This window comes from Streptomyces sp. NBC_00433 (genome assembly GCA_036015235.1).
Taxonomy (GTDB): Bacteria; Actinomycetota; Actinomycetes; order Streptomycetales; family Streptomycetaceae; genus Actinacidiphila.
The window spans coordinates 8,184,917-8,209,459 of record CP107926.1; the positions used below are offsets into that span (position 1 = coordinate 8,184,917).

18 protein-coding genes and 1 pseudogene are annotated in these 24,543 nt (G+C 73.2%); 9 read left to right on the top strand and 10 right to left on the bottom strand.

Annotation, left to right across the window (positions count from 1 at the left end; all coding sequences use genetic code 11):
* Positions 1-193 precede the first annotated feature (193 nt).
* The 4 genes from OG900_35350 to OG900_35365 all read right to left on the bottom strand — a co-directional run bounded on the left by OG900_35350 (position 194) and on the right by OG900_35365 (position 4,360).
* Entirely contained in the window at positions 194-1,111 is a 918-nt protein-coding gene (locus OG900_35350; protein WUH94906.1) for a carbohydrate ABC transporter permease, read from the bottom strand.
* Positions 1,108-2,118 (bottom strand): sugar ABC transporter permease, encoded by a 1,011-nt coding sequence (locus tag OG900_35355; GenBank protein ID WUH94907.1) that lies wholly within the window; start codon positions 2,116-2,118, stop codon positions 1,108-1,110. The genes OG900_35350 and OG900_35355 overlap by 4 nt, the downstream gene beginning before the upstream one ends.
* Positions 2,115-3,422, bottom strand: a complete 1,308-nt coding sequence (locus OG900_35360) for an extracellular solute-binding protein (GenBank protein ID WUH96041.1) — start codon at positions 3,420-3,422, stop codon at positions 2,115-2,117. The genes OG900_35355 and OG900_35360 overlap by 4 nt, the downstream gene beginning before the upstream one ends.
* Before the next feature lie 440 nt (positions 3,423-3,862).
* Positions 3,863-4,360, bottom strand: coding sequence for a hypothetical protein (locus OG900_35365; GenBank protein WUH94908.1), 498 nt, complete (start codon positions 4,358-4,360; stop codon positions 3,863-3,865).
* A 322-nt stretch (positions 4,361-4,682) separates the two neighbouring features.
* On the opposite strand from OG900_35365, the gene OG900_35370 reads away from it, so the two are divergent.
* On the top strand, positions 4,683-5,684 hold the full coding sequence (locus OG900_35370; GenBank protein ID WUH94909.1) for a ketoacyl-ACP synthase III: 1,002 nt from the start codon (positions 4,683-4,685) through the stop codon (positions 5,682-5,684).
* Positions 5,685-5,744: 60 nt separating this feature from the next.
* Here OG900_35370 and OG900_35375 read toward each other — a convergent pair whose 3' ends face one another.
* The 3 genes from OG900_35375 to OG900_35385 all read right to left on the bottom strand — a co-directional run bounded on the left by OG900_35375 (position 5,745) and on the right by OG900_35385 (position 8,191).
* A complete protein-coding gene (locus OG900_35375; GenBank protein ID WUH96042.1) occupies positions 5,745-6,266 on the bottom strand; it encodes a TetR family transcriptional regulator in 522 nt (173 codons plus the stop codon).
* A gap of 101 nt (positions 6,267-6,367) precedes the next feature.
* Positions 6,368-7,375: an aminoglycoside phosphotransferase family protein gene (locus OG900_35380; protein WUH94910.1), complete on the bottom strand. Its 1,008-nt coding sequence runs from the start codon at positions 7,373-7,375 to the stop codon at positions 6,368-6,370.
* A gap of 30 nt (positions 7,376-7,405) precedes the next feature.
* Complete coding sequence (locus tag OG900_35385; protein ID WUH94911.1) at positions 7,406-8,191, bottom strand: hypothetical protein; 786 nt, start codon at positions 8,189-8,191, stop codon at positions 7,406-7,408.
* Between the two features lie 244 nt (positions 8,192-8,435).
* Between OG900_35385 and OG900_35390 the strand changes: the two genes are divergently transcribed.
* The 4 genes and pseudogenes from OG900_35390 (at position 8,436) to OG900_35405 (ending at position 12,273) form a co-directional block, all read left to right on the top strand.
* Positions 8,436-9,695, top strand: coding sequence for a phosphodiester glycosidase family protein (locus OG900_35390; protein ID WUH94912.1), 1,260 nt, complete (start codon positions 8,436-8,438; stop codon positions 9,693-9,695).
* Positions 9,696-10,153: 458 nt separating this feature from the next.
* A pseudogene (locus OG900_35395) lies at positions 10,154-10,552 on the top strand (RNA-binding S4 domain-containing protein).
* 111 nt (positions 10,553-10,663) lie between these two features.
* Positions 10,664-11,530 (top strand): metallophosphoesterase, encoded by an 867-nt coding sequence (locus OG900_35400; GenBank protein ID WUH94913.1) that lies wholly within the window; start codon positions 10,664-10,666, stop codon positions 11,528-11,530.
* Positions 11,527-12,273 (top strand): 4'-phosphopantetheinyl transferase superfamily protein, encoded by a 747-nt coding sequence (locus OG900_35405; GenBank protein ID WUH94914.1) that lies wholly within the window; start codon positions 11,527-11,529, stop codon positions 12,271-12,273. The genes OG900_35400 and OG900_35405 overlap by 4 nt, the downstream gene beginning before the upstream one ends.
* A gap of 65 nt (positions 12,274-12,338) precedes the next feature.
* Here the strand turns inward: OG900_35405 and OG900_35410 are convergent, their stop codons facing one another.
* The 3 genes from OG900_35410 to OG900_35420 all read right to left on the bottom strand — a co-directional run bounded on the left by OG900_35410 (position 12,339) and on the right by OG900_35420 (position 17,692).
* The gene (locus OG900_35410; protein ID WUH94915.1) at positions 12,339-13,238 is read right to left on the bottom strand and encodes an SMP-30/gluconolactonase/LRE family protein; all 900 of its coding nucleotides are present in this window, start codon (positions 13,236-13,238) and stop codon (positions 12,339-12,341) included.
* 98 nt (positions 13,239-13,336) lie between these two features.
* Positions 13,337-14,389 carry a LacI family transcriptional regulator gene (locus tag OG900_35415; GenBank protein WUH94916.1) on the bottom strand — a complete coding sequence of 351 codons (1,053 nt, stop codon included), beginning with the start codon at positions 14,387-14,389 and terminating at the stop codon, positions 13,337-13,339.
* Between the two features lie 234 nt (positions 14,390-14,623).
* Complete coding sequence (locus OG900_35420) at positions 14,624-17,692, bottom strand: discoidin domain-containing protein (GenBank protein ID WUH94917.1); 3,069 nt, start codon at positions 17,690-17,692, stop codon at positions 14,624-14,626.
* 412 nt (positions 17,693-18,104) lie between these two features.
* Between OG900_35420 and OG900_35425 the strand changes: the two genes are divergently transcribed.
* The 4 genes from OG900_35425 to OG900_35440 all read left to right on the top strand — a co-directional run bounded on the left by OG900_35425 (position 18,105) and on the right by OG900_35440 (position 24,531).
* Positions 18,105-20,732 (top strand): glycoside hydrolase family 3 C-terminal domain-containing protein, encoded by a 2,628-nt coding sequence (locus tag OG900_35425; GenBank protein ID WUH94918.1) that lies wholly within the window; start codon positions 18,105-18,107, stop codon positions 20,730-20,732.
* Between the two features lie 459 nt (positions 20,733-21,191).
* Positions 21,192-21,704, top strand: coding sequence for a hypothetical protein (locus OG900_35430; GenBank protein ID WUH94919.1), 513 nt, complete (start codon positions 21,192-21,194; stop codon positions 21,702-21,704).
* Positions 21,674-23,095 (top strand): hypothetical protein, encoded by a 1,422-nt coding sequence (locus tag OG900_35435; protein WUH94920.1) that lies wholly within the window; start codon positions 21,674-21,676, stop codon positions 23,093-23,095. Before OG900_35430 ends, OG900_35435 begins: the two co-directional genes overlap by 31 nt.
* On the top strand, positions 23,092-24,531 hold the full coding sequence (locus OG900_35440; protein ID WUH94921.1) for a VWA domain-containing protein: 1,440 nt from the start codon (positions 23,092-23,094) through the stop codon (positions 24,529-24,531). Before OG900_35435 ends, OG900_35440 begins: the two co-directional genes overlap by 4 nt.
* Positions 24,532-24,543: the final 12 nt, after the last annotated feature.

Below are 24,543 nucleotides of genomic sequence, written 5' to 3' on the forward strand. Positions count from 1 at the left end.
CCTGGGCATGTGGGGGGAGTTCCGCTCCCGAACAGGGGTGTGGGAGCGCTCCCACACTATGGAAGCGCACCCAACCGCTGTCAATGCCCCTCGCGCGCGCCCGGCCGGAAGGCGCGTCCCCGGCCGGAAGGCGGGCGGCGGGGCCGGAGGCGCATCAGCGCCGCCGTCCCCGTCCGTGCCTCCGCCCGCGCCGTCAGCCCTTGCTGGCACCCAGCGACAGGCCGGCGATGAACTGCTTCTGCAGCAGGATGTAGACCACCAGCGTCGGCACCGCCGCGATCATCGCGGCCGCAGCGATGAGGTTCTGGTTGCTGACGAACTGCCCCTGGAGGTTGGCCAGTGCCGAGGTCACCGGCCGCTTGTCGCCCGACGACATCAGGGTGATCGCCCAGAAGAAGTCGTTGTAGATCCAGGTGGTCAGCAGCGTGGCCAGGGCCGCCAGCGCCGGGCGGCACAGCGGGATGGTCAGCCGCCAGAAGCGGGTCCACAGCGACGCCCCGTCGACCAGCGCGGCCTCGTACATCTCCTCGGGGACCGACTTCATGTAGTTGCTCAGCACGAAGACGCAGAAGCCCAACTGGAAGGCCACGTTGATGGCGATCAGGCCGAAGATCGAGTTGTACATCAGACCGCTGTCGCTGAGGAAGTGCGGCAGCGTGATCTTCAGGTACAGCCGGTAGAGCGGGGTGATGATGACCTGCTGGGGCAGCAGGTTCCCGGCCGTGAACAGGATCAGCAGCGCGATGTTGACCTTGACGTCGACCCGGGTCAGCACGAAGGCCACACCCGACGCCAGCGCCAGCACGATGATCACCGCGGGCACGGTGATGAGCACCGAGTTCCAGAAGAAGTGCAGCATGTCCGACTGCGTCCAGGCGTCGCTGAAGTTCTTCAGCGTCAGATGGTGCGGCAGCGAGACATACCCGTACTTCCTGGTGTCGCTGTACGGCCGGACCGCCACGTACAGCGCGAACGCGATCGGCAGCAGCCACAGCACGGACGCGACGATGAGGAAGGCCTGGGAGGCCAGTTGGCCCCACGGCCGGGTCCTCCTGCGGCCGGGTGCGGACGGCACTGCCGTCCCCGGCCTGGTGAGGGCTTCGGTCGTCATGACGCTTCCTCCCGGCGGAACGTCTGGTAGAGGAACACCGAGATCGGCACCAGCGAGATGACCAGCAGCACCACGCCCAGCGCGGAGCCGAAGCCGACCCGCTGGGTCTCCCCGACGATGTTCGAGGTGACCAGCACCGACAGCAGTTCCAGACCGTTGATGCCCTTGTTGGTGATGTAGACCAGGTCGAAGGCGCGCAGCGACTCGATGACGGTGACCACCATGACGACGATGTTGATCGGCTTCATCACCGGGAAGACCACCCGCCAGAAGGTCTGCCAGGCGTTGGCGCCGTCCACCGTCGCCGCCTCGCGCAGCGTCGGGTCGACGGCCTTCAGGCCGGCCAGGTACAGCACCATCACGTAGCCGGACTGCCGCCAGGTCGCCTCGACCAGCACCGACCACAGGTTCAGGTGCGGATTGCCGAGCCAGTCGATGGCGTTGCTGTCACTGGTGTGCCCGATGACGGTGTTGATCAGCCCGTAGTTCTGCGAGTACATGAACTCCCAGATGATGCCGACCAGCGCCAGCGACAGCATCACCGGCAGGAACAGGATGCTCTGGTACATCCTGCTGCCCCGGATGCCGCGGTCGATCAGCACCGCGAAGAGCATGCCCAGCGGGGTGGCGATCACGACGAAGACGGCCAGCCAGATGAGGTTGTGGCGGACCGCCGGCCAGAACTCGGGGTAGATCGTGGCGGCCTGGTGGTAGTTCTGGACCCCGTACCAGCAGCCGTTGTTCAGGATCGACGGGACATTGGGCTTGCAGGTCTGGGTGTGCAGGCTGCCGACGCCGTTCCACTTGGTGAACGACAGCAGCGCGGTCCCGATCGCGGGGAACCACACGAAGGCCAGATCCAGCAGCAGCGGTATGCCCAGCAGCACGGCGACCACGATGCGGTCGCGGAGGCTGAGCCTGCGCACGCCGCGGCGGCGGCGCGGGACCGGGGCCGTGGCCCCGTCCTGCGCCGCTGCCGCGGTGTCCGCGTGGGACGTCGAACTCATGAGGTATAGATCGCCTTCGCCTGCTGCTCCGCGCTCTTCTGGAGCGAGGCGATGTTGCCGGTGCTGGGGTCGTCGATGAACTTCTGCAGGATCGAGATCATCGCCTTGGCCATGGCCGGGTCCGAGTCGCGGTCCATGAACTGCGCGACGGCCTTGCACTTGCCGATCTCGGTGACCGACTTCTTCTGGATCGCGTTGTACGTCGGCACCTGCAGGCCGTTGGCCAGGCCCACGTCCCACTGGTCGGTCTTGAGGTACTCCGCCTCGGCCGGGCCGCTGCCGATGTACTCCAGGATCGCCTTGGCCGCGTCGGTGTTCTTGGCCTTCTTGCTCAGCATGAACCCGTCGGTGGGCGCGTCCATGTAGTCCTGGCCCCACTTGGGGTTCACCGTCGGGAAGGTGAAGAAGTCCAGGTCGTCCAGGTTCGCCTTGTCGGTGACGTACTGCGCGGCCACCTGGTTGGTGCCCTGGAACATCATGCCGGCCTGCTTGGACTCCAGCGTCTTGGCGGCGTCCTGCCAGATCCGGCCGTTGGCGCCGGACTGCGCGTAGGGCAGCAGCTCGGCCCAGTGCTGGAAGACCGTGGCGACGCCCGCGTCCGTCCACGGGATCTTGTGGGTCATCAGCTGCATGTGGTAGTCGTAGCCGTTGATCCGCATGTTGAGGATGTCGAACGTCCCCAGCGCGGGCCAGCCGTCCTTGTCGGCGAAGGCGAGCGGGATCAGGCCGTCGGTCTTCATCTGCTTGGCCAGCGCGATGTACTCGTCCCAGGTGGTGGGGACGGTGTAGTGGTGCTTGGCGAACTCGCTCTTGTTGTAGAAGACCACCCACGGGTAGTTGTAGAGCGGCACCAGGTACTGGTGGCCGTCCAGACCGGTGGACAGCTTCTTGGCGGCGGGGCCGAAGTTGCCGCCGATCTTCTCCCAGACGTCGTCCAGCGGCTGCGCCAGGCCCTGCGCGGCGAAGTACTGCATGCGGTAGCCGGCGAACCAGGTGAAGAGGTCGTCCGGGGTGCCCTGCAGGTAGCTGGTGATGTTGTCCTGGAAGGTGTTGTGGTCGACCGTGTTGACGGTGACCTTCACCTGCGACGACGCGGTGGCCGCGGTGGTGAGCGCGGCGAACGCGGTCTTGGCGGCCGGGTCGGAGTAGTTCGACCCGAAGGTGACGGTGCTGCCGGCCACCGAACCGGTGCTGCTCGAACCGCCGGACTTCTTGTCCGACGAGTCAGAGTCGCTGCTGCACGCCGTCAGCAGGCCGCCGGAAACTGCCGCGAGCCCCGCGGCACCGGCCACGCCCCTGAGCAGATTCCTCCGCGACGGGGACGGGCCGCTGCCCGTGCCGATTCCCGACGTCTCGACGTCCGACATGGTGCCTCCATGTGTGTGTGGGCGCTTATAGGGGACTTGTGGGAGAGCTGAAGGCGAAATGCTGACGGAGCGGAGACTCTGGCGGGTCTGTAGCGCCGAGCCGTTTCCAACAGAAGTCACCAAGATGAAACGCCATCGCAACTGCAGGGTAGTTCTACGCCACATGCAGGGGGCCGTCAACGCCCTGATCCTGATGCGTTGCCGGACCGTGATGTCGAGTGGATGTTGAAACATGTTCGCTTCGGTTGGCATCCTGTATCACCACGCACAGCGGCCGCCGTACGCCCCGTGAAGGGCCTACGGCGGCCGCCCGGCAAGGCGGTGGCCTCAGGGCCGCGGACACGCCTGTGCCGCGGCCGGCGGGCCTCCCCGCGCGGTCACCCGACCGTAGCCGGTCGCTCGATGAGCAGGTCGGCCGTCGTGCTCGTCAGCACGACGCCGCCCCGGCTCACCGACACCGTCACCCGCAACCGGTCGGCCGTGCAGCCGGCGAAGGTCAGGTAGGTCGTCGTCGTCGACACCCGCGCGTGCGGGGCGAAGGTGACCGACCGCGGCAGCGGGTCGTACACCGGGCAGCCGGTCGGGTAGCCGGTCGAGGTGTCGGACAGGAAGCGGCCCGACCACGTCTCGCTGATCGCCTGGGACTGACCGGTGCAGTTGGTCGCGGTGAGGGTGGCAGCCGAGGAGCCGCCGGCGGGCACCGCCGCCGGATCGAAGGCGAAGCTGTCGACCCTGATGACGGAGGCGGTCGCGCAGGGCGTGCGGGACGCGGGGGCGGGGGGAGCGGCCGCCGCGGCGGGGCCGCCGGCCGTCACCGCGGCGGCTGTGGCGAGCGCGGCGGCGGCCGTCACGAGGACGGGGAGTCTGCGGGGCACATCGGGTCCTTTCCGTACGCCGGGCGTGGGGGGCCGCCCGGGGCCCGAACATGACGGCACCAAAGTGCGGCTCGGAAGCAGGCGTTGGCAACGGCCTGGGCGCCCGGGACGCGGGCAAAGACCCGAACCGGCCGTCCTTGCGGGCGGGTGCGGCGCGACCGCTCCGGAACGGCTCGTTCACCGGCGGAACATACGCGCGCCGTAGAATGGGCGCCGGGTCGGACGCCGGTCCCGGCACCGGCAGCAACCGCTGCGGATCAGGGAGATCACGCCCAGGTACCGTGGTTCGGTCCCGTCCCGGCCGAAGGCCTGAAAGGCTCCCATGAAAGCTGAGATCGCCGTGTCCGCAGGTGCGCGGCACACCCGGATCCTCGGGGTCGGCGCATACCGCCCCCGCCGGGTCGTCGACAACGCGGAGGTGTGCCGGCACATCGACTCCACCGACGAGTGGATCCGGTCGAGAACCGGCATCGTGACCCGCCGCTGGGCCGGGCCCGACGAGACCCTGGGCGTCATGGCCGAACAGGCCGCGAGCAAGGCGATCGCGGCGGCCGGGATCACCCCCGACGCCATCACCTGCGTGATCGCCGCGACCTTCACGCACCTCAAGCAGACCCCCGCCGTCGCCACCGAGATCGGCTACCGGATCGGCGCCACCGGCGCTGCCGGCTTCGACATCTCGGCCGGCTGCGCCGGCTTCGTGCACGGCCTCACACTGGCCTCCGACGCGGTCAGGGCCCGCGGCGGCCATGTGCTGGTCGTCGGCGTCGAGCGGATGTCCGACATCCTCGACCTGACCGACCGCTCCACCGCGTTCATCTTCGGCGACGGCGCGGGCGCGGTCGTCGTCGGCCCGTCGGACACCCCTGGCATCGGCCCGGTCGTCTGGGGCGCCGACGGCTCCCAGGCCGACGCCATCGAGCAGAGCGTGCCGTGGGACGCGCTGCGGGACACCCCGGACCAGCCCTTCCCCGCGCTGCGGCAGGACGGGCAGCGGGTCTTCCGCTGGGCGGTCTACGAGATGTCCAAGGTCGCCGTCCAGGCGCTCGACGCGGCCGGCATCGCCGCGGACGACCTCGACGCCTTCATCCCGCACCAGGCGAACGAGCGGATCATCGACTCCATGACCCGCTCCATGGCCCTGCCGGCCCGGGTCGCGGTCGCGAAGGACATCGTCACCACCGGCAACACCTCGGGCGCCTCCATCCCGCTCGCGATGGAGTCGCTGCTCGCCTCGGGCCGGGCCGCCACCGGCGACACGGCCCTGCTGCTCGGCTACGGCTCGGGGCTGTCCTACGCGGCACTCGTCGCGACCCTGCCCTGAGCGCGTACGCCCGGCCGCCGGACGCGGCGGCCGGGCGCACAGCCGTACGGCAGGCGGGCCTCAGGCGCCCTGCGCCGCCGCGGCCAGGAAGCCGCCGACCACCGCGCGCACCACGTCGGTGCCGAAGCCGCCGCCGGCCCGCAGGCCGCCGGTAGACCGGCGGGCCCGCCAGCCGGTCGATCGCCAGGTCCACGTCGAGGCCGGCCGGCAGCTCGCCGACCGGCCGCGCCCGCTCTCCCGCCGCACCCGCGAACCCGCCGCGTACAGCTCCCGCTCCAGCTCGGCGAACACCGGGTCCACGCCCGCCCGTGCGATGACCGCCCGCCTCCCGTGCCCGCCCACCGGACCGTGCAGCACCCTGCGCAGCGCGTCCAGCCCGGCCACCAGGCCGGCGCGCAGACCGCCGGTCGGGGTGATGCGCGCGGCCCGTGTCCGCTGCACGATCGCGTCCCTGAGCATGCCGGACGTGTCGGGCCAGCGCCGGTGGACGGTGGCGCGCCCGACCCCGCTGCGGGCGGCGACCGCGACATGCGTCACCGCCGCCCAGCCCTGCTCGACCAGCGGCTCCCGCGCGGCCCCCAGGGCCGCGGCCCCGCTCCTGGCCGCCCGCGGATCGGGCCCGCGCCCCGGCGGGTCCGACGGGCCGAACGCGGCGGGCGACTCCCCGAAGAGGGGGCGGGCGGTCAGCAGCCCCTGACCACCGTGTCGAGCGCCGCGGTCAGCCGCGGGGTGGTGAAGTCCCGCACCCAGGCCAGGTGTGCGCCCTCCGTGCCGCGCGGCACGACCTCGACCAGCATGATCAGGTACAGATAGCAGCGGTAGAGCGCCAGGCGCACCCGCGCCGCGCCGTCGAAGGCCGTACGCCCGCCCGCCGCGCCGTAACCCGCCAGGAAGGCCGGATCGTCCTCAAGGGGAGGGCTCAGCAGCGACAGCGACGCGAAGTCCGCCAGCGGGTCGCCCCAGAACATCCGCTCGCCGTCGATCAGCCCGCTGACCTTACGCGCCCCCGGCGCACCGTCCAGCAGGACATTGCCGGGCCACAGGTCGAAGTGCACGAGCGCAGGCTCGGCCACCTCCGCGAGCGCCGCCGACCCGCCCGCCAGCGCGGACCGTATCGCGTCGGCCGGCAGCGGCAGCCACGACCCGAAGGCCGCCGCGTCGTCCAGCACCGCGTCGGTCATCGCCCCGAAGGCCGGTGCCCAGCGGCCGGCGAGCGGCGCCACGCGCTGCGCCGGATAGCCGAAGCCCGGACCGCGCACGGTGTGCAGCCGTGCCACCAGGCCGCCCAACTCCCCCCGCAACCGGTCGCGTTCACCGTCCGCCATCGACTCGCCGGCCTCGTGCCACGACACCCCGGGCGTATGCGTCATCAGCAGGAAGGGCGCCGCCCCCGGGGCGTCCTCCGACCACCGCGCGTGCACCACCCGCGGCGCCGGCACCCCCGCCGCGGCGGCGGACTCGTAGAACAGCGCCTCGCCGCACAGCAGTTCCGCCTCGTAGCGCAACCGCGGGGTGCCCGCGGGCGGCGGGACCTTCAGGACCAGCCGGGTGCCGTCGGTGAGGCCGACCTCGTGCAGCGCGTTGTAGGACCCGCCGGCCATCGCCGTCCGCGAGGCGACCCGCGCCCGTGCTATCCCGGCCCGCGCGAGCAGGCCGTCCACCGCCTCCCGGCCCACCGTGTGCACCGCCACCGGCCCTCCCCGTGTCGTCCGGAAGGCACCCTACGCCGTCACCGCACCCCAGCAGAGCGCGCCCACCGCGGCCGCCGCGTACAGCCACACCCCCGCGAGCACCACCCGCCGCTGCCGGGCCGCCGGCCACCCCGTGAACGAGACCGCCCAGGCCAGCGCGGGCAGCACCAGCACCGCGTGCAGCGTCACCCCGTGCAGCGGTTTGAGCATCCCCGTCGAGTGATACGCCGCCTGCTGGTGGCCGGTCCTGGTGTCGGCCACCCCGCGGGCGATCATCGCCGCCCCCGACAGCAGCCCGACCATCAGCAGCGCGAACCCGGCCCGCAGCGCCGGCGGCATCCCCGCAGGCCCGCCCGGCACCCCGCGGAAGGCCGCCACCGCGAAGGTGCCGAGCACCCCCACCAGCAGGGCGCCCCCCACCGCCAGCGACATCGCCACCGCCGTGTTCGCGGGCGTCTCCATGTCGAAGTGCGAGGGCACCCCGCGCCACGCCTGCACGGTGATCCCGCCGACCTCCAGCACGCAGTCCGCGCTGAAAAGAGCCAGCAGCACCGCCCGGGTCCGCGCCGGTATCCGCACGTACGACGTCACCCAGGCGACCGCGATCAGCGTCAGACCGAACGACACCCCGAACGTGAAGGGCTTGCGCCAGGACACCGGGCCGTCCCACGGACCGCCGTCCACGAAGAAGACCCCCAGGTGGAAGAGCCCCGAGCCGACGAGCGCTGCCCCGACCGCGCAGGCCACCCGCTCGACGGGCCGCGCCGCCCGTACGGCCCCTGTGACGGCGGCAGCCGCCGCGGTGGTGGCGGACATGGCCGGCTCCCGACTCCTCGTCACCCGGGCCGCTCCCGGGCGGAACGCGCCCACGCTAGGCCGTGCCCGCCGGCCGCCGCGTCGTCGCCGGGGAGGCCGTACGCCTGCTCCCGGCGCAGTACGTACACCCGGGAGGGTGCCGCCGCTGCGGCGGGCGGGTGCTTCCCGCGCCGCGGGCGATTGCCACGGCCGCCGGTCGGACAAGCAGAAAACCGGAAGATCGGGGCAGCGCGGAAGGACCGGGATGAGCCAGCAGACCACCGACCCGCGGCCGGACGACCGGGCCGCCGGCCCCGACGGCGGCCCACCCCGGCCCGCCAGGACCCGCTGGCGCCGGCTGCTGCCGTGGAAGCACCGGCGCGACCTCACCCCCGAGCAGCTCCGCCGCCGCAAACTGGTCACCCGCTCGCTCACCGGCGTCTGCGTGATCTGCGTCGGCACCCTCGGCTGGTCCGTCGGCCAGGCGCTCACCTACCCGGGCAAGGACAGCACCACGGCCCGCCTCGCCGAATGGGCCCGCGACCACGAACTGGGCTTCGTGGTCGACAAGCTGGAGGACATGCAGTACTCGATGGACCCGCCGAAGGTCGGCGGCACCCTGCCCGCCGACGCGCTGGCCCGCATGAAGGCCACCCAGGGCGCCGCCCCCACCCCCGCGCACGTCACCGCCCAGCCCCTGGTCCCGCTGCACGCCCCGATGCCGCCGCCGGTCAGCCCGGCACTCCCCGGCGAGGGCGTCTACCGCACACTGGCCGCCGCCCACGACCAGCCCATCGTCCAGGGCACCTACGTACGCCCCGACGGCGACCACACCTCCTACGAGGCCGCGGTCGCCTGGATCAGCGGCAAATACGCCCGCTTCCAGCTCCACCCCGGCTTCCGCGAGCCCGGCGGCACCTTCGATGTGCCGCCGAGCATCCCGAAGGGCCTGCGCACCGGGCTGGTCGCCACCTGGAACGGCGGTTTCCGCATCACCGACGGCGGCTCCCGCGGCGGCTTCTACCTCGACGGCCGCACCGCGGGCTCACTGCGCGACGGCGCCGCCTCCGAAGTCTTCTACCGCGACGGCTCCATCCGCATCGGCGTCTGGGGCCGCGACGTCCGCATGACCCCCGACGTCACCGGCGTCCGCCAGTGCCTCGAACTCATGGTCGACCGCGGCCGGGTCGTCCCCGACATCGGCGACGACTCCAAGTGGGGCGTCAGCGACCAGAGCCGGATGTTCGTCCCGCGCTCCGGCGTCGGCGTCACCGCGCAGGGCGACATCGTCATGGTCGTCGGCCAGGCGCTCTCCGCGCAGACGCTGGCGCAGCTGATGCAGCGGGCCGGGGCGGTGCGCGCCATGCCATTGGACATGAACAGGGCCTGGCCCTCCTTCATGTCCTACGACGGCACGCGCACACCTGCCGATCCGACCCCCACGAACATCCTCGACTTCGAGGATCCGCCGGACCGGTACTACGCGCAGGCCACCCGCGATTTCGTCGCGGTCTACGCCCGCTGAGCCCCTCCCCGGGGCGCGCCACCCCGAATCCCCGGCTGACCCCGGGGGCCGGTGCCCCCGCGGCACGGCAGCCCTTGGCAGGGGCGAACGCCTGGGCGTAGGAGGACGCAGGCCACAAGGGGCGCGGGGAACTGCGCGCCCGCCGGCGAGGCGGGAAAGAAAGCAACGCCACCGCAAGGGGCAATCACCCAGGGGCGCGGGGAACTGCGCGACAAGCCCCCACGCAGCGCAACGGTGGAGTCCGTAGCAGCACCCCGCAGGGAGTGGCGGGGAACTGCGCGACAAGCCCCCACGCAGCGCAACGGTGGAGTCCGTAGCAGCACCCCGCAGGGAGTGGCGGGGAACTGCGCGACAAGCCACGACGGGCCGCCGCCCCCGCGCGGGAAGGGGGAAAACCACCGTGCCCGGGGCCCGCCCGCCGCGTTAGGCTCGCAGGTATGGCAGGTGCTGCGCAGGAAGGACCCGGCGGGAGCGTACGGGTCGACAGCTGGATCTGGTGCGTACGGCTCACCAAGACCCGGTCGCTGGCCGCCACCGCGTGCCGCGCGGGCCACGTCCGGGTGAACGGGGAGCGGGTCAAGCCCGCCCAGGCGGTCAGGCCGGGGGACGAGGTGCGGCTGCACCACGCCGGACGCGAGCGGGTCGTCGTGGTGTCCAAGGTGGTGAACAAGCGGGTCGGCGCCGCCATCGCCGTCGACTGCTTCGTGGACAACAGCCCGCCCCCGCCGCCCCGCGAGGACGTCCTCGCGCTCGGCCTGCGCGACCGGGGCGCCGGGCGCCCCACCAAGCGCGACCGGCGCGAGTTGGAAAGGCTCCGCCTGCACGGCTCGGCCCGCCCCGGTCCGGGCGGCGGCTGAGCCGGCCCGGCTGCCCAACCCCCTGGTGATCAGTAGGGGGTTGGCCGCCGGGCGGCTGTCTGGGAGAATCGAGGGCGTGCTGCTACCGACACCACGAGGGGCGGAGTCGCCATGACCGGCCCTGACGGGGCGCACCTGCTCGCGATCAGCGACCTGCACGTCGGATACCAGGCCAACCGGCTGATCGTCGAGGCGCTCAGACCGGAGCACGAGGACGACTGGCTGCTGGTCGCCGGGGACGTCGCGGAGCGCTCCACCGACATCAAGTGGGCGCTCGGCACCCTCAAGAAGCACTTCTCCACCGTCATCTGGCTGCCCGGCAACCACGAGCTGTGGACACCGCCCGACGATCCCGTCCAGCTCCGCGGCGAGCAGCGCTACCGCTACCTGGTCGAGGAGGCCCGCCGGCTCGGCGTGATCACCCCCGAGGACCCGTACCCGCTGTGGGAGGGCCCCGACGGGCCGGTCGCCGTCGTCCCGATGTTCCTGCTGTACGACTACACCTGGCGCGACGGCACCCCCGGTGCCCGCGACAAGGAGGAGGCGCTCGCCCAGGCACGGGAGGCGGGCGTCGTCTGCACCGACGAGATGTTCCTGCACCCCGACCCGCTGCCGGGCCGCGACGACTGGTGCCGCGCCAGGGTCGCCGAGACCGCGCGCCGCCTCGAAGCGCTCGACCCCGCCCTGCCCACGGTGCTCGCCAACCACTGGCCGCTGCACCGCGAGCCCACCGCGGTGCTGCACTATCCGGAGTTCGCCCTGTGGTGCGGCACCGAGCTGACCGAGCAGTGGCACACCCGCTTCCGCGCCACCGAGGTCGTCTACGGCCACCTGCACATCCCCCGCGTCATCTGGCGCGACGGCGTCCGCTTCACCGAGGTCTCGCTCGGCTACCCCCGCGAATGGGGCCGCCGCCCCGCCGGACCCGCCGGACCCCGGCGCATCCTGGCCGGCCGGCAGCAGGCGGCCCGCCGGTGATCGAGCACCTGCTGCCCCCCGGTGCGTTCTCCCGCGCCGCCTACGGGGGCGAACTCGACGAGGCGCCGCTCTACCCCGAGGAAGCGCCCGCCGTCGCCCGGGCCGTCCCCAAACGGCGGCGCGAATACGCGGCCGGCCGCGCCTGCGCCCGCGACGCCCTCGCCCGGCTCGGCCTCCCGGCGGGCCCCATCCTGCGCGACGCGCACCGCGGCGCCCCGCAGTGGCCGGACGGCGTCGTCGGCAGCATCACCCACTGCGACGGCTACCGCGCGGCGGCCGTCGCCCGCAGCGCGGACATCCTCACCATCGGCATCGACGCGGAACCCCACGACCGCCTCCCCGAGGGTGTCCTGAACTCCATCCTCGCCACCGACGCCGAGCGGGCCGCGCTCGCCGCCCTCGCCGAGAGCGCCCCCGGGATCCACTGGGAGCGGCTGTTCTTCAGCGCCAAGGAGACCGTCTACAAGGCGTGGTATCCCTACCACCACCGCATGCTCGGCTTCCACGAGGCGGAGCTGCTCTTCACCGCCGGCCCCGACACGCCGGACGCGGCCGGGGCGTACGAGCGCGACACGCCCGACCGCGGCGGCTACACCGCCCGGGTGCTGGTACCCGGGCCGCTGCTCGCCGAGGGCGTCGGGCCCGAGGTCTTCACCGGCCGCTGGATCGTCCGCGACGGCCTGCTGGCGACCGCCATCGTCGTCCCGGCGCACGCCGACGCCGACGGCGGCCCCACCGCCTGACCCGGCCCCCGGCCTGATCCCGCGCCGCGGCCCCACGGCCCGACGCCGCCAAACGGGCGTACGCGTCAAGGCCGCCCCACGCCGGGCGCAGGCGCCGCCACCGTCAGCAGCTGCCCCGTACGCGGGCCGCCCCGCGCGTTCTCGACGCCGGCCCACTCGGTCGCGACAAGGAAGAGCGTCCTGCCGTCCGGGCCGCCCAGCGCGCACGCGAAACAGCCCCGGTCCAGCTCGACCGACGCGAGCACCTCGCCGCCCTCGCGTACCCGCACGCACCGCTGGTTGGGCACATCGGCGTACCAGACCGCACCCTCCGCGTCGAGGCAGATGCCGTCCGGGCAGCCGTCGCCCAGGTCCGCCCACACCCTGCGGCGCGACAGGCTGCCGTCCGGCCCGATGTCGAAGGCGGTGAGCCGGTTCGCGTACGACTCGGCGACGATCAGCGTCGAGTCGTCCGGCGTGACCAGCATGCCGTTCGGAAAGGCGATCCCGTCCGCGACCTGCCGCGCCGCGCCGTCCGGGGTGACCAGCGCGATCACCCCCGGCTTGAAGTCCTCGCCGGCCATCAGGTCGAAGCCGCCGCCGTTGACGTAGACATGGCCGCGGCCGTCCGCCACGATCTCGTTCCAGCCGTGCGCCACCGGGCCCAGGTCCGCGTACGGCACCAGCGAGCCGTCCGCCGCCCTGCGCAGCACCCGGTCCTGGCTGGACGACACCACCAGCAGGCCGCCGCCGTCCGGCAGCCACGTGACGCACATCGGGAAGGTCGGGAAGTCCGGCCGCAGTACCACCTCGCTGCCGCCGTCCGCGCCGACCGCGACCACCTCGCCCGCACCCCAGTCGGCGAACCACAACCGGTCGCCGTACCAGCGCGGCGACTCACCGAAGGCGATGCCGTCCAGCAGGACGCGCGGCTTGCCCATCTCCATGGCGGAACTCCTGACCCGGCCGACCTCCGGCCGTCGCATGCACAGACCGGTCCTGACGCCGAAAGTCATCGCACCCGCCGCCTTCGCACCCGTGTGCCGTCGCGGACCGCCGCCTTCCCGGCCGCAGCGACCCCGGGTCAGGCGGAATCCCGGAGCACCAGCGTCGTCTTGAAGATCACCGACCTGGTCTCCTGCGACGGGTCGTCGATCAGCGCCATCAGCAGCTTCGCCATCTCCGCCGCCATGTCCTCCACCGGCTGCCTGACGGTGGTCAGCAGCGGCCGGGAGGCCAGCGCCGCGCTGCTGTCGTCGAAACCGATGACCGCCACGTCCTCGGGCACCCGGCGCCCCGAGTCCCGCAGCACCAGCAGCGCGCCCTGCGCCATCAGGTCGTTGGCGACGAAGACCCCGTCGGTGTCGGGGAAGCGCTCCAGCAGCTCCCGCATCGCCCGCTCACCGCCGACCTGCGTGAAACTGCCCTCCACGCTGGGCACATACGCGTGCCCGTGCTCGGCCATCGCCTCCCGGAAACCCGCGAGGCGGTCCTGCCCGGCCGGCGAGTCGAAGGGGCCGGCGATCGTGGTGATCCGCCGGCACCCGCGGGCCAGCAGCCGCTCCGCCGCCAGCTTCGCGCCCGCCTGCTGCGCCACGTCCACGTAGCTGATCGGGATCGGCGTCGAGGGCCGCGCGAAGAGAACGGTCGGCAGCCCCGCCTCGGTCAGCAGGAAGGGCAGCGAGTCGCCCGGCGCTATCGACACCAGGGCGACCCCGTCGATGTGCTCCTGGCGCAGGTTGGCGACCAGGGTGTGCCGCGCGTCCTCGGAGTCGGCGAGCATCAGCACCGGATGCACCCCGCGCGGCCGCAGCACCGTCAGCAGACCGCCGACCACCCGGCCGAAGAAGGGGTCGCTGAAGACCTGGCCGAGGAAGGGGTCGTCGGCGGTGCGGTGGGCCGGCACCGAGAACACCAGGGCCACCGAGTCGGTGCGCCGGGTCACCAGCGTCCTGGCCGCCCGGTTGGGCACGTAACCGGTGGCCGCCACCGCCTCCTGGACGATCCGCTGGATCTCCGGGTCCACATTCCGCGTCCCGTTGACCACCCGCGAGACCGTCGCCCGCGACACCCCGGCCGACCGGGCGACGTCTTCCAGAGTGGGCTGGCGTGGCCCCGCCGGACGGCTGCTCGTCATGCGTGCAGTTATACCACGGTGCGGAGAGCGCTCTCCGGGTCCCGGTGCAGGCCACAGCACGGATGGGGCGGGGTACGGCAGCCCCCCACAGGCCTGCCGCGCCCCGCCCCGGTCTCATCCGGGCCGACCGCTCACGGTCGGCCGGTCACCACTCCGCCGGCCACTGCTCCGCCGGCCACTGCTCCGCCGGCCACTGCTCCGCCGGCCACTGCTCGGCCGGTCGCGGTCGGCCGCTCACGCGTAGACCCCGAACTCGTACAGCGAATCGCCGTACGCCGTCCCGCGCTGCCCGATCGTCACCCGCACGTAGCGCCCGGAGCCGCTGACGTCGAACGTGTCGACCCCGCCGGTCCCGGTCGTCGTGGAGTAGACGTTCGTCCAGTTGGTGCCGTCGTTCGACAACTGCACCTGGTAGGCCTTGCCGTAGGCCGACTCCCACGCCAACTGCACGTGCTTGACGGCGGTGGCCGCGCCCAGATCGACCTGGATCCACTGCGGATCGCTCCAGTCGCTCGCCCACCGGGTGCTCATGCTGCCGTCCGTCGCCATGCCCGGTGCGCACGGGCAGCCGCCGGTCGGGTCGCTCTGGTAGGAGGACGCCGTGGTCGGTTTGCCGAGCGCCACGTTGGTGCCGCCCACCTGCGGGGGGACCACCCGGAAGGACTTGGTCTCGATCCCGGCGTTGCCGTGCCCGTCGTAGACGTAGACGTAGACCTTCCACACCCCGGGCGTCTTCGGGGCGGTCGCGGTGAACTGCCCGTTCCCGGTCTGCGTGAAGTCCACCTGGTGCAGCCCGGTGCCGTTGTCCACGTACTTCGACGAGTACATCAGCTGGTAGCGCAGCGCGTCGCCGTTCGGGTCGCTCGCCGTCGCCGACACCGAGAACTGCCCGCCGGCCGGCACCGATCCGCTGTCGGCGACCGTCATCGAGCTGATCACCGGCGGGGTGTCGGCCTGCGGCGTGCCGCCGTAGTCCTTGGCCACCGAGTAGTACGCCAGCCGCTTCCAGCCGCTGGGGCGGACGTTGAACCACACGCCGCCGAAGTCGTTCTCGTCGCCGTAGTGGAAGATCGTCGCCCCGAGCCCGACGCCGGTGTGCCCGACGACGCAATTCCACGCGGAGACGTACGCGTCCCGCTTCTGGACGTCGGTCGGCTCCGTCGGCACCCCGTTGGCGTCGTTCGGCACCTCCCACTCGCCGGCCTCACCGGTCTCGGTCACGATGTACGGCTTGCTGTAACCGCCGTTGACCCAGTCCTGCTTCACATTGCAGACCGCGCCGTAGGAGTTGACCGCGTAGAGGTCCAGCGACGGGGTGTACTGCTTGTAGTACGGCCACGCGCCGGTCCACGCGTCGGTCGACGTCACCGGGTGGTTCGGGTCGATCGCGTGGATCGCCTGCGCCACCTGCTCCACGAACTTCGCGTAGGCGATGCGCTGCTGCTCGATCGCGGCACCCGTGTAGTGGTCCTGCGTGGTCAGGATGACCTCGTTGCCGACGTCCCACATCAGCACGCCGGGATGGTTCTTGTAGGTGGTCACCCAGTTCTTGATGTCGTTGAGCGTATTCGTCTTGTACGCCGTGTCGTTGACGTAGTCGGCGCCCTGGTTGAGCCAGAAGCCGTTGACGACCTTGAGCCCGTAGGCCGCCGCCGAGTCCAGCAGCGGCTTGCTGCTCGCGTCGGTGCCCCAGGTGCGCAGCGTGTTGACGCCCATCGACTTCAGGTCCCGCATGTGCGAGTCGGCCGTGGAGTTGGCCGGGCCCCACGTCATGCCCTTGACCTGGTAGGGCTTCCCGTCCACCGTCAGCTGCCAGTTGCCCTGGCTGCCGGTGACGTGCACGTTGCTCGGCGCGGTCGGCACCGGCGGGTCGGTCAGCGGGGAGGGGGCGCTGCCGGTGGTCTGCGACACCGTCACGCTGTCGATGCTCAGCACACCGCCGGAGGTCGTGTCGGCGCCCGGCGAGGTGCAGCCGCAGACCGCGTTCGGGTACGAACCGCCGATGCGCAGGCTGAAGTCGACGTAGACCCCGTGGTGCACCGCCGCGTTCCAGGTGGACACCCCGACCTGCGACTCGCTGACCTGCCACACCTGGTTCCCGTCGAGATACCAGCGGATCTGCTCGTCGGAGGTGGTGCGGTCGATGATCTCGGAGTAGGTGTGGTAGCCGCTCTGGCAGTTGGTGCAACTCGCCAGGCCGCTGGTCAGGCCGTTGTACTCGGAGCAGTTGCCGCCGGGCGCGGTCCCGCAGTGCAGGGTCGCCGACAACTGGTTGCGCCCGTTGACGTCCTCCATGATGTCGCTCTCGCCGACGGCGGGCCAGGAGGCGAGATTGCCGCGGTAGTCGGCGCCCATCGCCCGGAAGGACGGCCAGTAGCCCAGCGCCTTGGCCACCGAGGGCTGCTTGAGGGTCGCGGAGATCTGCAGCCGGCCGCCGGCCGGCGCGGTGAAGTCGGTGCGCCTGGTCTCGATCCGGCCCGACGTCCACGCCGTACCCGACTTCAGGGCCGTCAGGCTGAGGTGGCCGCCGCCGTCCAGGCCCACGTTGGCGGGGGAGTCGGTGGCCGTCTCGACCTCGCCGGTGCCCCAGTTGGCGGGGCCGCCGGGGTAGGCGGTGCCGGTGTCGGTGATCCAGTTGGCCGCGTTGGGCGAGGTGCCCGCGGCGCCGTTGAAGTCGTCGCTCCACACCGTGGTCCAGTCGCCGGGCGGCGGGGTGCCCGTGCTGCCGCCGTTGGCGCCGCCGTTGTCACCGCCGGTGGTGCCACCCGTGGTGCCGCCGGTGCCCACCGTGCCGTAGACCTGGAATTCCCACAGCGAGTAGCCGTAGCCGTTGGCGCGTGTGGTGCCGTTCATCCGCACGTAGCGGCCCGAGCCGCTGACGGTGAGTGTCTGGGTGCCGGCGGCCCCGGTCGTGGTGGAGTAGACCGACGTCCAGTGCGAGGCGTCGTCGGAGACCTGGATCTGGTAGGCCGACGCGTTGTTCTCCCAGTTCAGCACCACCTTGTTGATGGTGGAGGTGGCGCCGAGGTCGACCTGCAGCCACTGCGGGTCGGCCCAGGCGCTGGCCCAGCGGGTGGCGGCGTCGCCGTCGACTGCGGCGGTGGCCGGGTAGCCGGCGCCCTCGGTGGAGGAGGCGGTCGCGGGCTTGCCCTGGGAGAGCAGGGTGTCGGCGGCGTGCGCGGGTGTGGTGGGGACGGCCAGCGCGTACAGCGCGAGGCCGACGGCCAGCAGCAGCAGGAAGGCGACACGCAGCGGGGGAGGAAGGGCTCCTGGTCGCAGGCGTGCCGGGGGTGACGCTCTCATGTCGGACTCCAGCGGTGGGGGGTGGGGAGGGGAGAGCGGAGAGAGCGGCCCCGGGTGCGGCGTGAACAGGTGTGAGGCGGTGGGAGAGCGCTCTCTCAGTGGCCCTGATGGTTGCCGCTGGGTTTCCGGGGTGTCAAGGGATCGGACGCGAACGGTCCCCGGCCGCCGGGCCGGTCGGTCGTGATGTGCCGGAATGACCCGTCCGTAAGGCCGCTTTCCTGGCGGTCCGGGCCCGGCGGGCCTTGACACGCGGACCGGCGACAGGCGAGTCTACGAGGTATCGGGAGAGCGCTCTCCCAGTTGTTGTTCGCCGTCCCACCGCGACGCTCGTCACCAGCCTGCCGCTCACCGCGGCCCCCCTGCCGATGGGCCGTCACGCCGCGGGCGGCGCCAGGCAGGAGGCCATGAAGGGATGACCATGATCACCCCCGGGTCCGTGTCCGCCCCGCAGCCCGCCGCCGCGCCCGCGATCAGCGACGCGGAGATCGACGCCCTCGTCGCCCGGCTCGACCTGCCCGCCAGGATACGGCTGCTGTCCGGCGCGAGCACCTTCCGTACGTGGCCCGAACCCGCGGTCGGGCTGCGGGCGATGGGCGTGTCGGACGGCCCGGCCGGTGTACGCGGCGAGAAGTGGGACGAGCGCGACACCGCCCTCGTGCTGCCCTCCGCGACCGCGCTGGCCGCCGCCTGGGACGACGACCTGGTCACCGCACTCGGGGGGCTGCTCGCCGCGGAGGCCCGCCGCAAGCGGATCCACGTCCTGCTGGCCCCCACGCTCAATCTGCACCGCACCCCCGCCGCGGGCCGGCACTTCGAGTGCTACGCGGAGGACCCGCTGCTCATCGGGCGCACCGCGGCCGCCTACATCCGCGGCGTCCAGGCCGGCGGGGTCGCCGCCACCGCCAAGCACTACGTCGCCAACGACTCGGAGACCGACCGCCTCACGCTTGACGCCCGCGTCGACGAACGCACCCTGCGCGAGGTCTACATGGCGCCCTTCGAGGCCGCGGTGCGGGCCGGGGTGTGGGTGGTGATGTCCGCCTACAACCGGGTCAACGGCATCACCATGTCGGAAAGCCCGCTGCTGGCCGAGCCGTTGAAGGGCTCCTGGGGCTTCGACGGCGTCGTGGTCTCCGACTGGGGGGCGGTCCGCAGCACCGAGGGCGCGGCGCTGGCGCCGCAGGACCTGGCGATGCCGGGGCCCCACCCGCTGTGGGGCGAGCCGCTGCTCGCGGCGGTGCGCGAGGGACGGGTGCCGCGGGAGGCGGTCGACGAGAAGGTGCGGCGCATCCTGCGGCTGGCCGCCAGGGTCGGCGCGCTGGACGGCGTCCGGCCGCCCAGGGCCGCCCCCGCGCCCGCCCCGGACGCCGCCCGCCGGCTGCTGCGGCGCGCGGTGGCGGCCGGCTGCGTCCTGCTGCGCAACCAGGGCGGCCTGCTCCCGCTGACCCCCGCGCCGGCCCCCGCCGGCGCGTCGACGGACCCCGCGCCGGGCGGCAGGACCGGGGGGCTGCCCGGCGCGGACAGGAACGGAGCGGCGGCGGGCCCCGGCGCCGAAGGCGCGGCGATCGGCGGCGACGGGGGCGAGGGCGGCGCGAACCGGCCGGTCAGGCGGCTCGCCGTGATCGGGCCGAACGCGGCCGCCGCGCGGGTGCAAGGCGGCGGCAGCGCCGGGGTCTTCCCCGAGGCGGTCGTCTCGCCGCTCGAAGGCATCGGGGAAGCGCTCTCCGGCACCGGAACCGAGGTCGTGTACGCGGAGGGCGTCAACCTCGCCACCCGCCCGACCCCCCTGCACCCCGGCAACTCCCGCGACCCGCGCACCGGCGAACCCGGTGTGCTGGTCCGCTACCTCGCCGCCGACGGCACCGAGGTCTGCACGGAGCACCGGCTCAGCGGGCGCATCCTGGAGCCCGGCGACGCGCCAGAACTCGCCCGTACCGCCGCCACCGTCGAGGTCAGCGCCCTGGTCACCCCCACCACACCGGGGGAGTGGCGCTTCGCCGTGGTCGGCCTCGGCGCGGTCACCCTGCACGCGGACGGCGAACCGCTCATCGACACGCATGTGGCCGCCGAGTCGGACGACCCGACCTATGTGCACGTCGCCCCGTCCTTCCGTACCGCCGTCCGCAAGGTCACCCCCGGCGAGCCGCTGCACCTGGTCGCCACCCGGGAGCTGGCGCCGGAGCAGGGCCTCGCCGTCGCGCTGGCAGCCGACCCGCCCCGCCCCGACGAGGACCAGGCGCTCGCCGAAGCCGTCGCGTGCGCGCGCGGCGCCGACGCCGCGGTCGTGGTGGTCGGCACCACCGACGAGATCGAGAGCGAGGGCTTCGACCGCGCCTCGCTGGCGCTGCCCGGCCGCCAGGACGAACTGGTCGCCGCGGTGGCCGCGGCCAACCCGCGCACCGTCGTGATCGTCAACTCCGGCGGCCCGGTCGAACTGCCCTGGCGGGAGAGCGCTCCCGCGGTGCTGCTGTGCTGGTTCCCCGGCCAGGAGGCCGGACACGGCCTGGCCGACGTGCTGTTCGGCCGCGCGGAGCCGGGCGGCCGGCTCCCCACCACCTGGGCCGCGGGCGCCGACGGCGCCCCGCTGCCGGCCACCGCTCCTGACGCCGGGGTGCTGCACTACGCGGAGGGCCCCTACCTCGGCCACCGCGCCTGGCGCCGGGCGGGCGCGACGCCCGCGTACTGGTTCGGCCACGGACTGGGCTACACGACGTGGGAGTACGAGTCGCTGCGGGCCGAGGAGGACGGCGCCCTGGCCCTCGTGACGGTACGCAACACCGGCGCGCGGACCGGGCGCGAGGTCGTGCAGGTGTACCTGACCACCGGCGCCGACGACCACGACGACGGCAGCCCGCGCCTGGCCGGCTACGCCGCCGTCCACGCGGCCCCAGGCGCCACGGCGGTCGCCGAGGTCAGGATCGCCCCGCGCGCCTTCCAGCGCTGGTCCCCCCAGCGGGCCGGCTGGATCCCCCGCCCCGCCCCGTACACCCTCCACGCCGGCCCCTCCGCCGCCCACCACCCCCTCTCCCACCTGCTGTAGCCCCCGAAACCGGGCGCCCCCCGCCCCTGACACGGGGGGCGCCCACCCCCGCGGCGGGCGGTGCCCGCTGGGGGCGCGGGGGACCGCGCGGCCGGCCTCTGACCGCGCGCGGGTCGCCACCGCCCGAAGGGGGCTGTTGCTGTCGCATCCGTACCACCGGCCGGTGGTGGGTCGCGCGCGCCGTTCCCCGCGCCCCTGAACGGTTGCCCTCTGCGGCGGAGCCGAGCCCTTCAGGGGGCCGCCACGGTCCGAAGGGGGCTGTTCGCTTCGCTCGGGCCCGCCAGCCGTGCCGGGTTGTGCGCGCGGTGGCCTCTGCGGAGGGGCCGTTCGGGCCGCCGGGTCGCGGCGGGCGCGGACGGCGCGGCTTCCAAGATCCATTGTCAGTGGTCGCCGCTATGTTCAGTGGTGTCCCGCCGTCGTGGCGTGGAAATCCCCCCCGTGCGCAGAGGAGATGACGCGTTGTCAGATCGGGCTGATTGGGAGAGGTCGAGCACCGTGCGGGTGGTGCCGCCCGCGCGGCCGCGCAAGCTCGCGAAGGTGCCCTTCGTCGAGTTGGCCGACGGGCGGTTGCAGGGGGTGGTGTCCAGCGGGTCGGACGTCGAGCGGGTCTATGTCTCGTCGGTCGCCGCGGGCAGCTTCGCCTTCACGTGCAGTACGAACAACAACCGGCCGTGCGGCGGCGCCCGGGGCGCTTTCTGCAACCACATCCGCGCCCTGGCCGGCGAGGCCGTGCTGCAGTACGGCGCGGAGCGGGTCGGCCGCTACATGCGGGTCGAGCCGGCCGGGGCGGAGGCCGACGCGATGCTGCTGCTCACGCAGATGAGCGGTGCCCGACCCGGGCAGGGCGACCCGACGGCCGCCGCGTCCGTCTTCAGCCGCTTCCTCCGCCACCTGGCCTACCTCGACATCGCCCCGACCACCGCACCGCTGCCGGAGATGCAGTGGTTCCCGCCGACCAGGGCGGTGGCATGATGCGGGCCGACCTGCTCGCCGACCGCGTCGACGGGCTCGACGAGGCGCTGGCCGCCGTCGACGGCTTCGACCAGGCTCTGGCCGGCGGGCTGCTGCGCCCGCGCCCCGACCAGGCCGCCGGCCTTGCCGGGCTCGCCGCGGCCGTCGCGGGGTCGCCGCTGGCCGCCAGGGTCGCAGAGGCGGCCGACAAGGCGGCGGCGGGCACCGCGGGCGAGGACCACCTCGTGGCGCTGGCCGCCGCCCGCACCGCACTGCTCGGCTCGGCCCACGACGCCCTGACCGCCCTCGCCGAGCAGGCCACCGGGCGCCCCTGCGGCGAGTGGACCGCGCCGCGGGCCGCCGCCGACCGGCAGCCGGCCAATGTGCTGGCCGCCGCCCGGTCGTGGCTGTCGGACCTGGCCCGCTGCGGCTGGCGGGGCATCGACCACGATCTCGTGTCCGGCGCCGCGCAGGTCGTCTCCGCGCTGCTCCAGGATCCGGCCCTGCGCCGCCCGGCGGCGCTGCTGGACGGCTTCGCCGCCGAGCTGGCAGCGTCCTGCCCGGGAGCAGCGCTGGAGCGCGTGCCCGCCCGCCGCTGGGGCGACCTGTGGTCCAGGGCGATGCTGCTGACGCTGCCCGGTGCGGCAGATGTGCCCGCGACCGGTGAGGCCACCGGCCGGCTGCTGCCGCTCGGCGTGGACCTTCAGGAGCACGCGACCGCCGTGCAGGCCCAGGTGCACGCGGTCTTCGAGCCCGCGGACGGCGCCGCGCCGCTGCTGGTGCGGGCCGGCGTGTCGGCGCCCAAGCCCGACACGGTCGTCGGGGCGGGCCTGTGGCAGCTGCTCCGCCCGCACATGTCGCTGCTGGCCGCCGTCAGCGAGGGCCGTTCGATGGACCTGGTCGGCATGCCGGTCACCGCCGAGGGCGACCTGCTCTGGAGCGACGCGCACGCGCGGCAGGGCGAGCCGGCCGACGCGTTCAGCACCGCCCGGGTGGCGCTGCCCACCGCGACCGGTCCCGCGACCGCGCCCCTTGACCGGCACCCGGCGCGTATCGCCGTCCCGGTCTTCATCGAGGGCTACACGGCGGAGGAGGACGGCGAGGGGCTGGCGTTCACCGTCGCCGGGCAGCGGCTGGCCGTCGACACCGACCGTATCCCCGCTGCCGGACCGCTCACCCCCGAGGCCGTCGCGGCGTCGGTCGCCTGCATCGGGCTGCTCCGCTGGGACGCCGGGGCCTTCGGGGTGCAGCCGCTGGCGGTCGAGACGACCGTACGGAAGAAGCCCGTCGCCGTGCAGTCGGGGGCATGGGCCGGCGGCACCGCCGACAAGGCCGGGGTCAAGGCGGAGAAGGCCGCCACCGACGCGGCGGCGGTGCTGCGGGAGCGCGCGGGAAGGCTGTTGCGGAAATGACGGGGGAGACGGGCGACGTCGAGGCGCTCTCCTACGACAACCGGCGCCAGGTCATGTACTGGCGGCTGCTGGCCCGGCTCTTCGACCATGAGGAGCAGCCGGCGCTGGAGTCGGCGAGCCTGGCCGTGGTCGAGGCCATCGGCCTGCCGCCCGCGCTGCTCGACCCGCAGGCGACGGTCGACTCCGTCGTGCAGCGCCACCCGGAACTGGCCGCCGAATTCGACGGATTGATGGCGCAGCCCCGGTCGCAGCCGGACCCCGCGCCGGACGGCGACGCGCGGGACCGCGCCGCCGAGGTGCGTCGGGCCGCCCTGGTCTCGAAGGTGCTGCTCAACGTCTTCGCGACCGGCAGCGGCACGGTCACCGCCGGCCAGCTGTCCCGCTGGCAGTCCGACGCCGGCTGGCTGGAGCGCGCGCTGGGCTGCTCACCGGGCGACCTGCGCGGCGGCCGCCGCGCGGGCGGCGCCGGGAGCGGCCCCGGCGGCGGCGTCAGCCCGTACGGCTCGGGCGGCGGCGGCACCGCTCCGGACCTGAGCCGGCTGATCCCGGCGATCGGGCCGGAGCTGGGCGCCATCGAGGCCGACCTGGTCAAGCGGATGCAGCTGCGCGAAGTCCTCGCCGACCCCCGGCTGGCCTCGCAGCTCACCCCGAGCATGTCGCTGATCGAGCAGTTGCTGCGCGACAAGGACAACCTGTCGGGCGTCGCGCTGGCCAATGCCAAGGCGCTGATCCGCCGCTTCGTGGACGAGGTCGCCGAAGTCCTGCGCACCCAGGTGGAGAAGGCCACCGTCGGCGCGGTCGACCGCTCGATCCCGCCGAAGCGCGTCTTCCGCAACCTCGACCTGGACCGCACGATCTGGAAGAACCTCACCAACTGGAGCCCGGAGGAGGAGCGGCTCTACGTCGACCGCCTCTACTACCGCCACACCGCGCGCCGGACGACACCGCAGCGGCTGATCGTGGTGGTCGACCAGTCGGGCTCGATGGTCGACTCGATGGTCAACTGCACCATCCTGGCGTCGATCTTCGCCGGGCTGCCCAAGGTCGACGTGCACCTGATCGCGTACGACACGCAGGCACTCGACCTCACCCCGTGGGTGCACGACCCGTTCGAGACGCTGCTGCGCACCAACCTCGGCGGCGGCACCGACGGCACCGTGGCCATGGCGCTGGCCCAGCCGAAGATCGCCGAGCCGCGCAACACCGTCGTGGTGTGGATCTCCGACTTCTACGAATGGCGGACGGAACCGCTGTTCGAGAGCATGGCCGCCGTCCACCGCTCGGGCGCGAAGTTCATCCCCGTCGGCTCGGTGACCAGCTCAGGCCGCGGCAGCGTCAACCCGTGGTTCCGGGAGCGCTTCAAGGACCTCGGCACACCGGTGCTCTCCGGCCACATCCGCAAGCTCGTCCACGAACTCAAGACCTTCCTGGCTTAGAAAGGCTCCCGA

What these genes read in the sequence shown, in the direction of transcription:
- OG900_35425 (WUH94918.1), top strand. Translation starts at nt 18,105, where the DNA reads ATGACCATGATCACCCCCGGGTCCGTGTCCGCCCCGCAGCCCGCCGCC.
- OG900_35410 (WUH94915.1), bottom strand. Translation starts at nt 13,238, where the DNA reads ATGCGACGGCCGGAGGTCGGCCGGGTCAGGAGTTCCGCCATGGAGATG.
- OG900_35355 (WUH94907.1), bottom strand. Translation starts at nt 2,118, where the DNA reads ATGAGTTCGACGTCCCACGCGGACACCGCGGCAGCGGCGCAGGACGGG.
- OG900_35350 (WUH94906.1), bottom strand. Translation starts at nt 1,111, where the DNA reads ATGACGACCGAAGCCCTCACCAGGCCGGGGACGGCAGTGCCGTCCGCA.
- OG900_35370 (WUH94909.1), top strand. Translation starts at nt 4,683, where the DNA reads ATGAAAGCTGAGATCGCCGTGTCCGCAGGTGCGCGGCACACCCGGATC.
- OG900_35390 (WUH94912.1), top strand. Translation starts at nt 8,436, where the DNA reads ATGAGCCAGCAGACCACCGACCCGCGGCCGGACGACCGGGCCGCCGGC.
- OG900_35400 (WUH94913.1), top strand. Translation starts at nt 10,664, where the DNA reads ATGACCGGCCCTGACGGGGCGCACCTGCTCGCGATCAGCGACCTGCAC.
- OG900_35415 (WUH94916.1), bottom strand. Translation starts at nt 14,389, where the DNA reads ATGACGAGCAGCCGTCCGGCGGGGCCACGCCAGCCCACTCTGGAAGAC.
- OG900_35420 (WUH94917.1), bottom strand. Translation starts at nt 17,692, where the DNA reads ATGAGAGCGTCACCCCCGGCACGCCTGCGACCAGGAGCCCTTCCTCCC.
- OG900_35385 (WUH94911.1), bottom strand. Translation starts at nt 8,191, where the DNA reads ATGTCCGCCACCACCGCGGCGGCTGCCGCCGTCACAGGGGCCGTACGG.
- OG900_35440 (WUH94921.1), top strand. Translation starts at nt 23,092, where the DNA reads ATGACGGGGGAGACGGGCGACGTCGAGGCGCTCTCCTACGACAACCGG.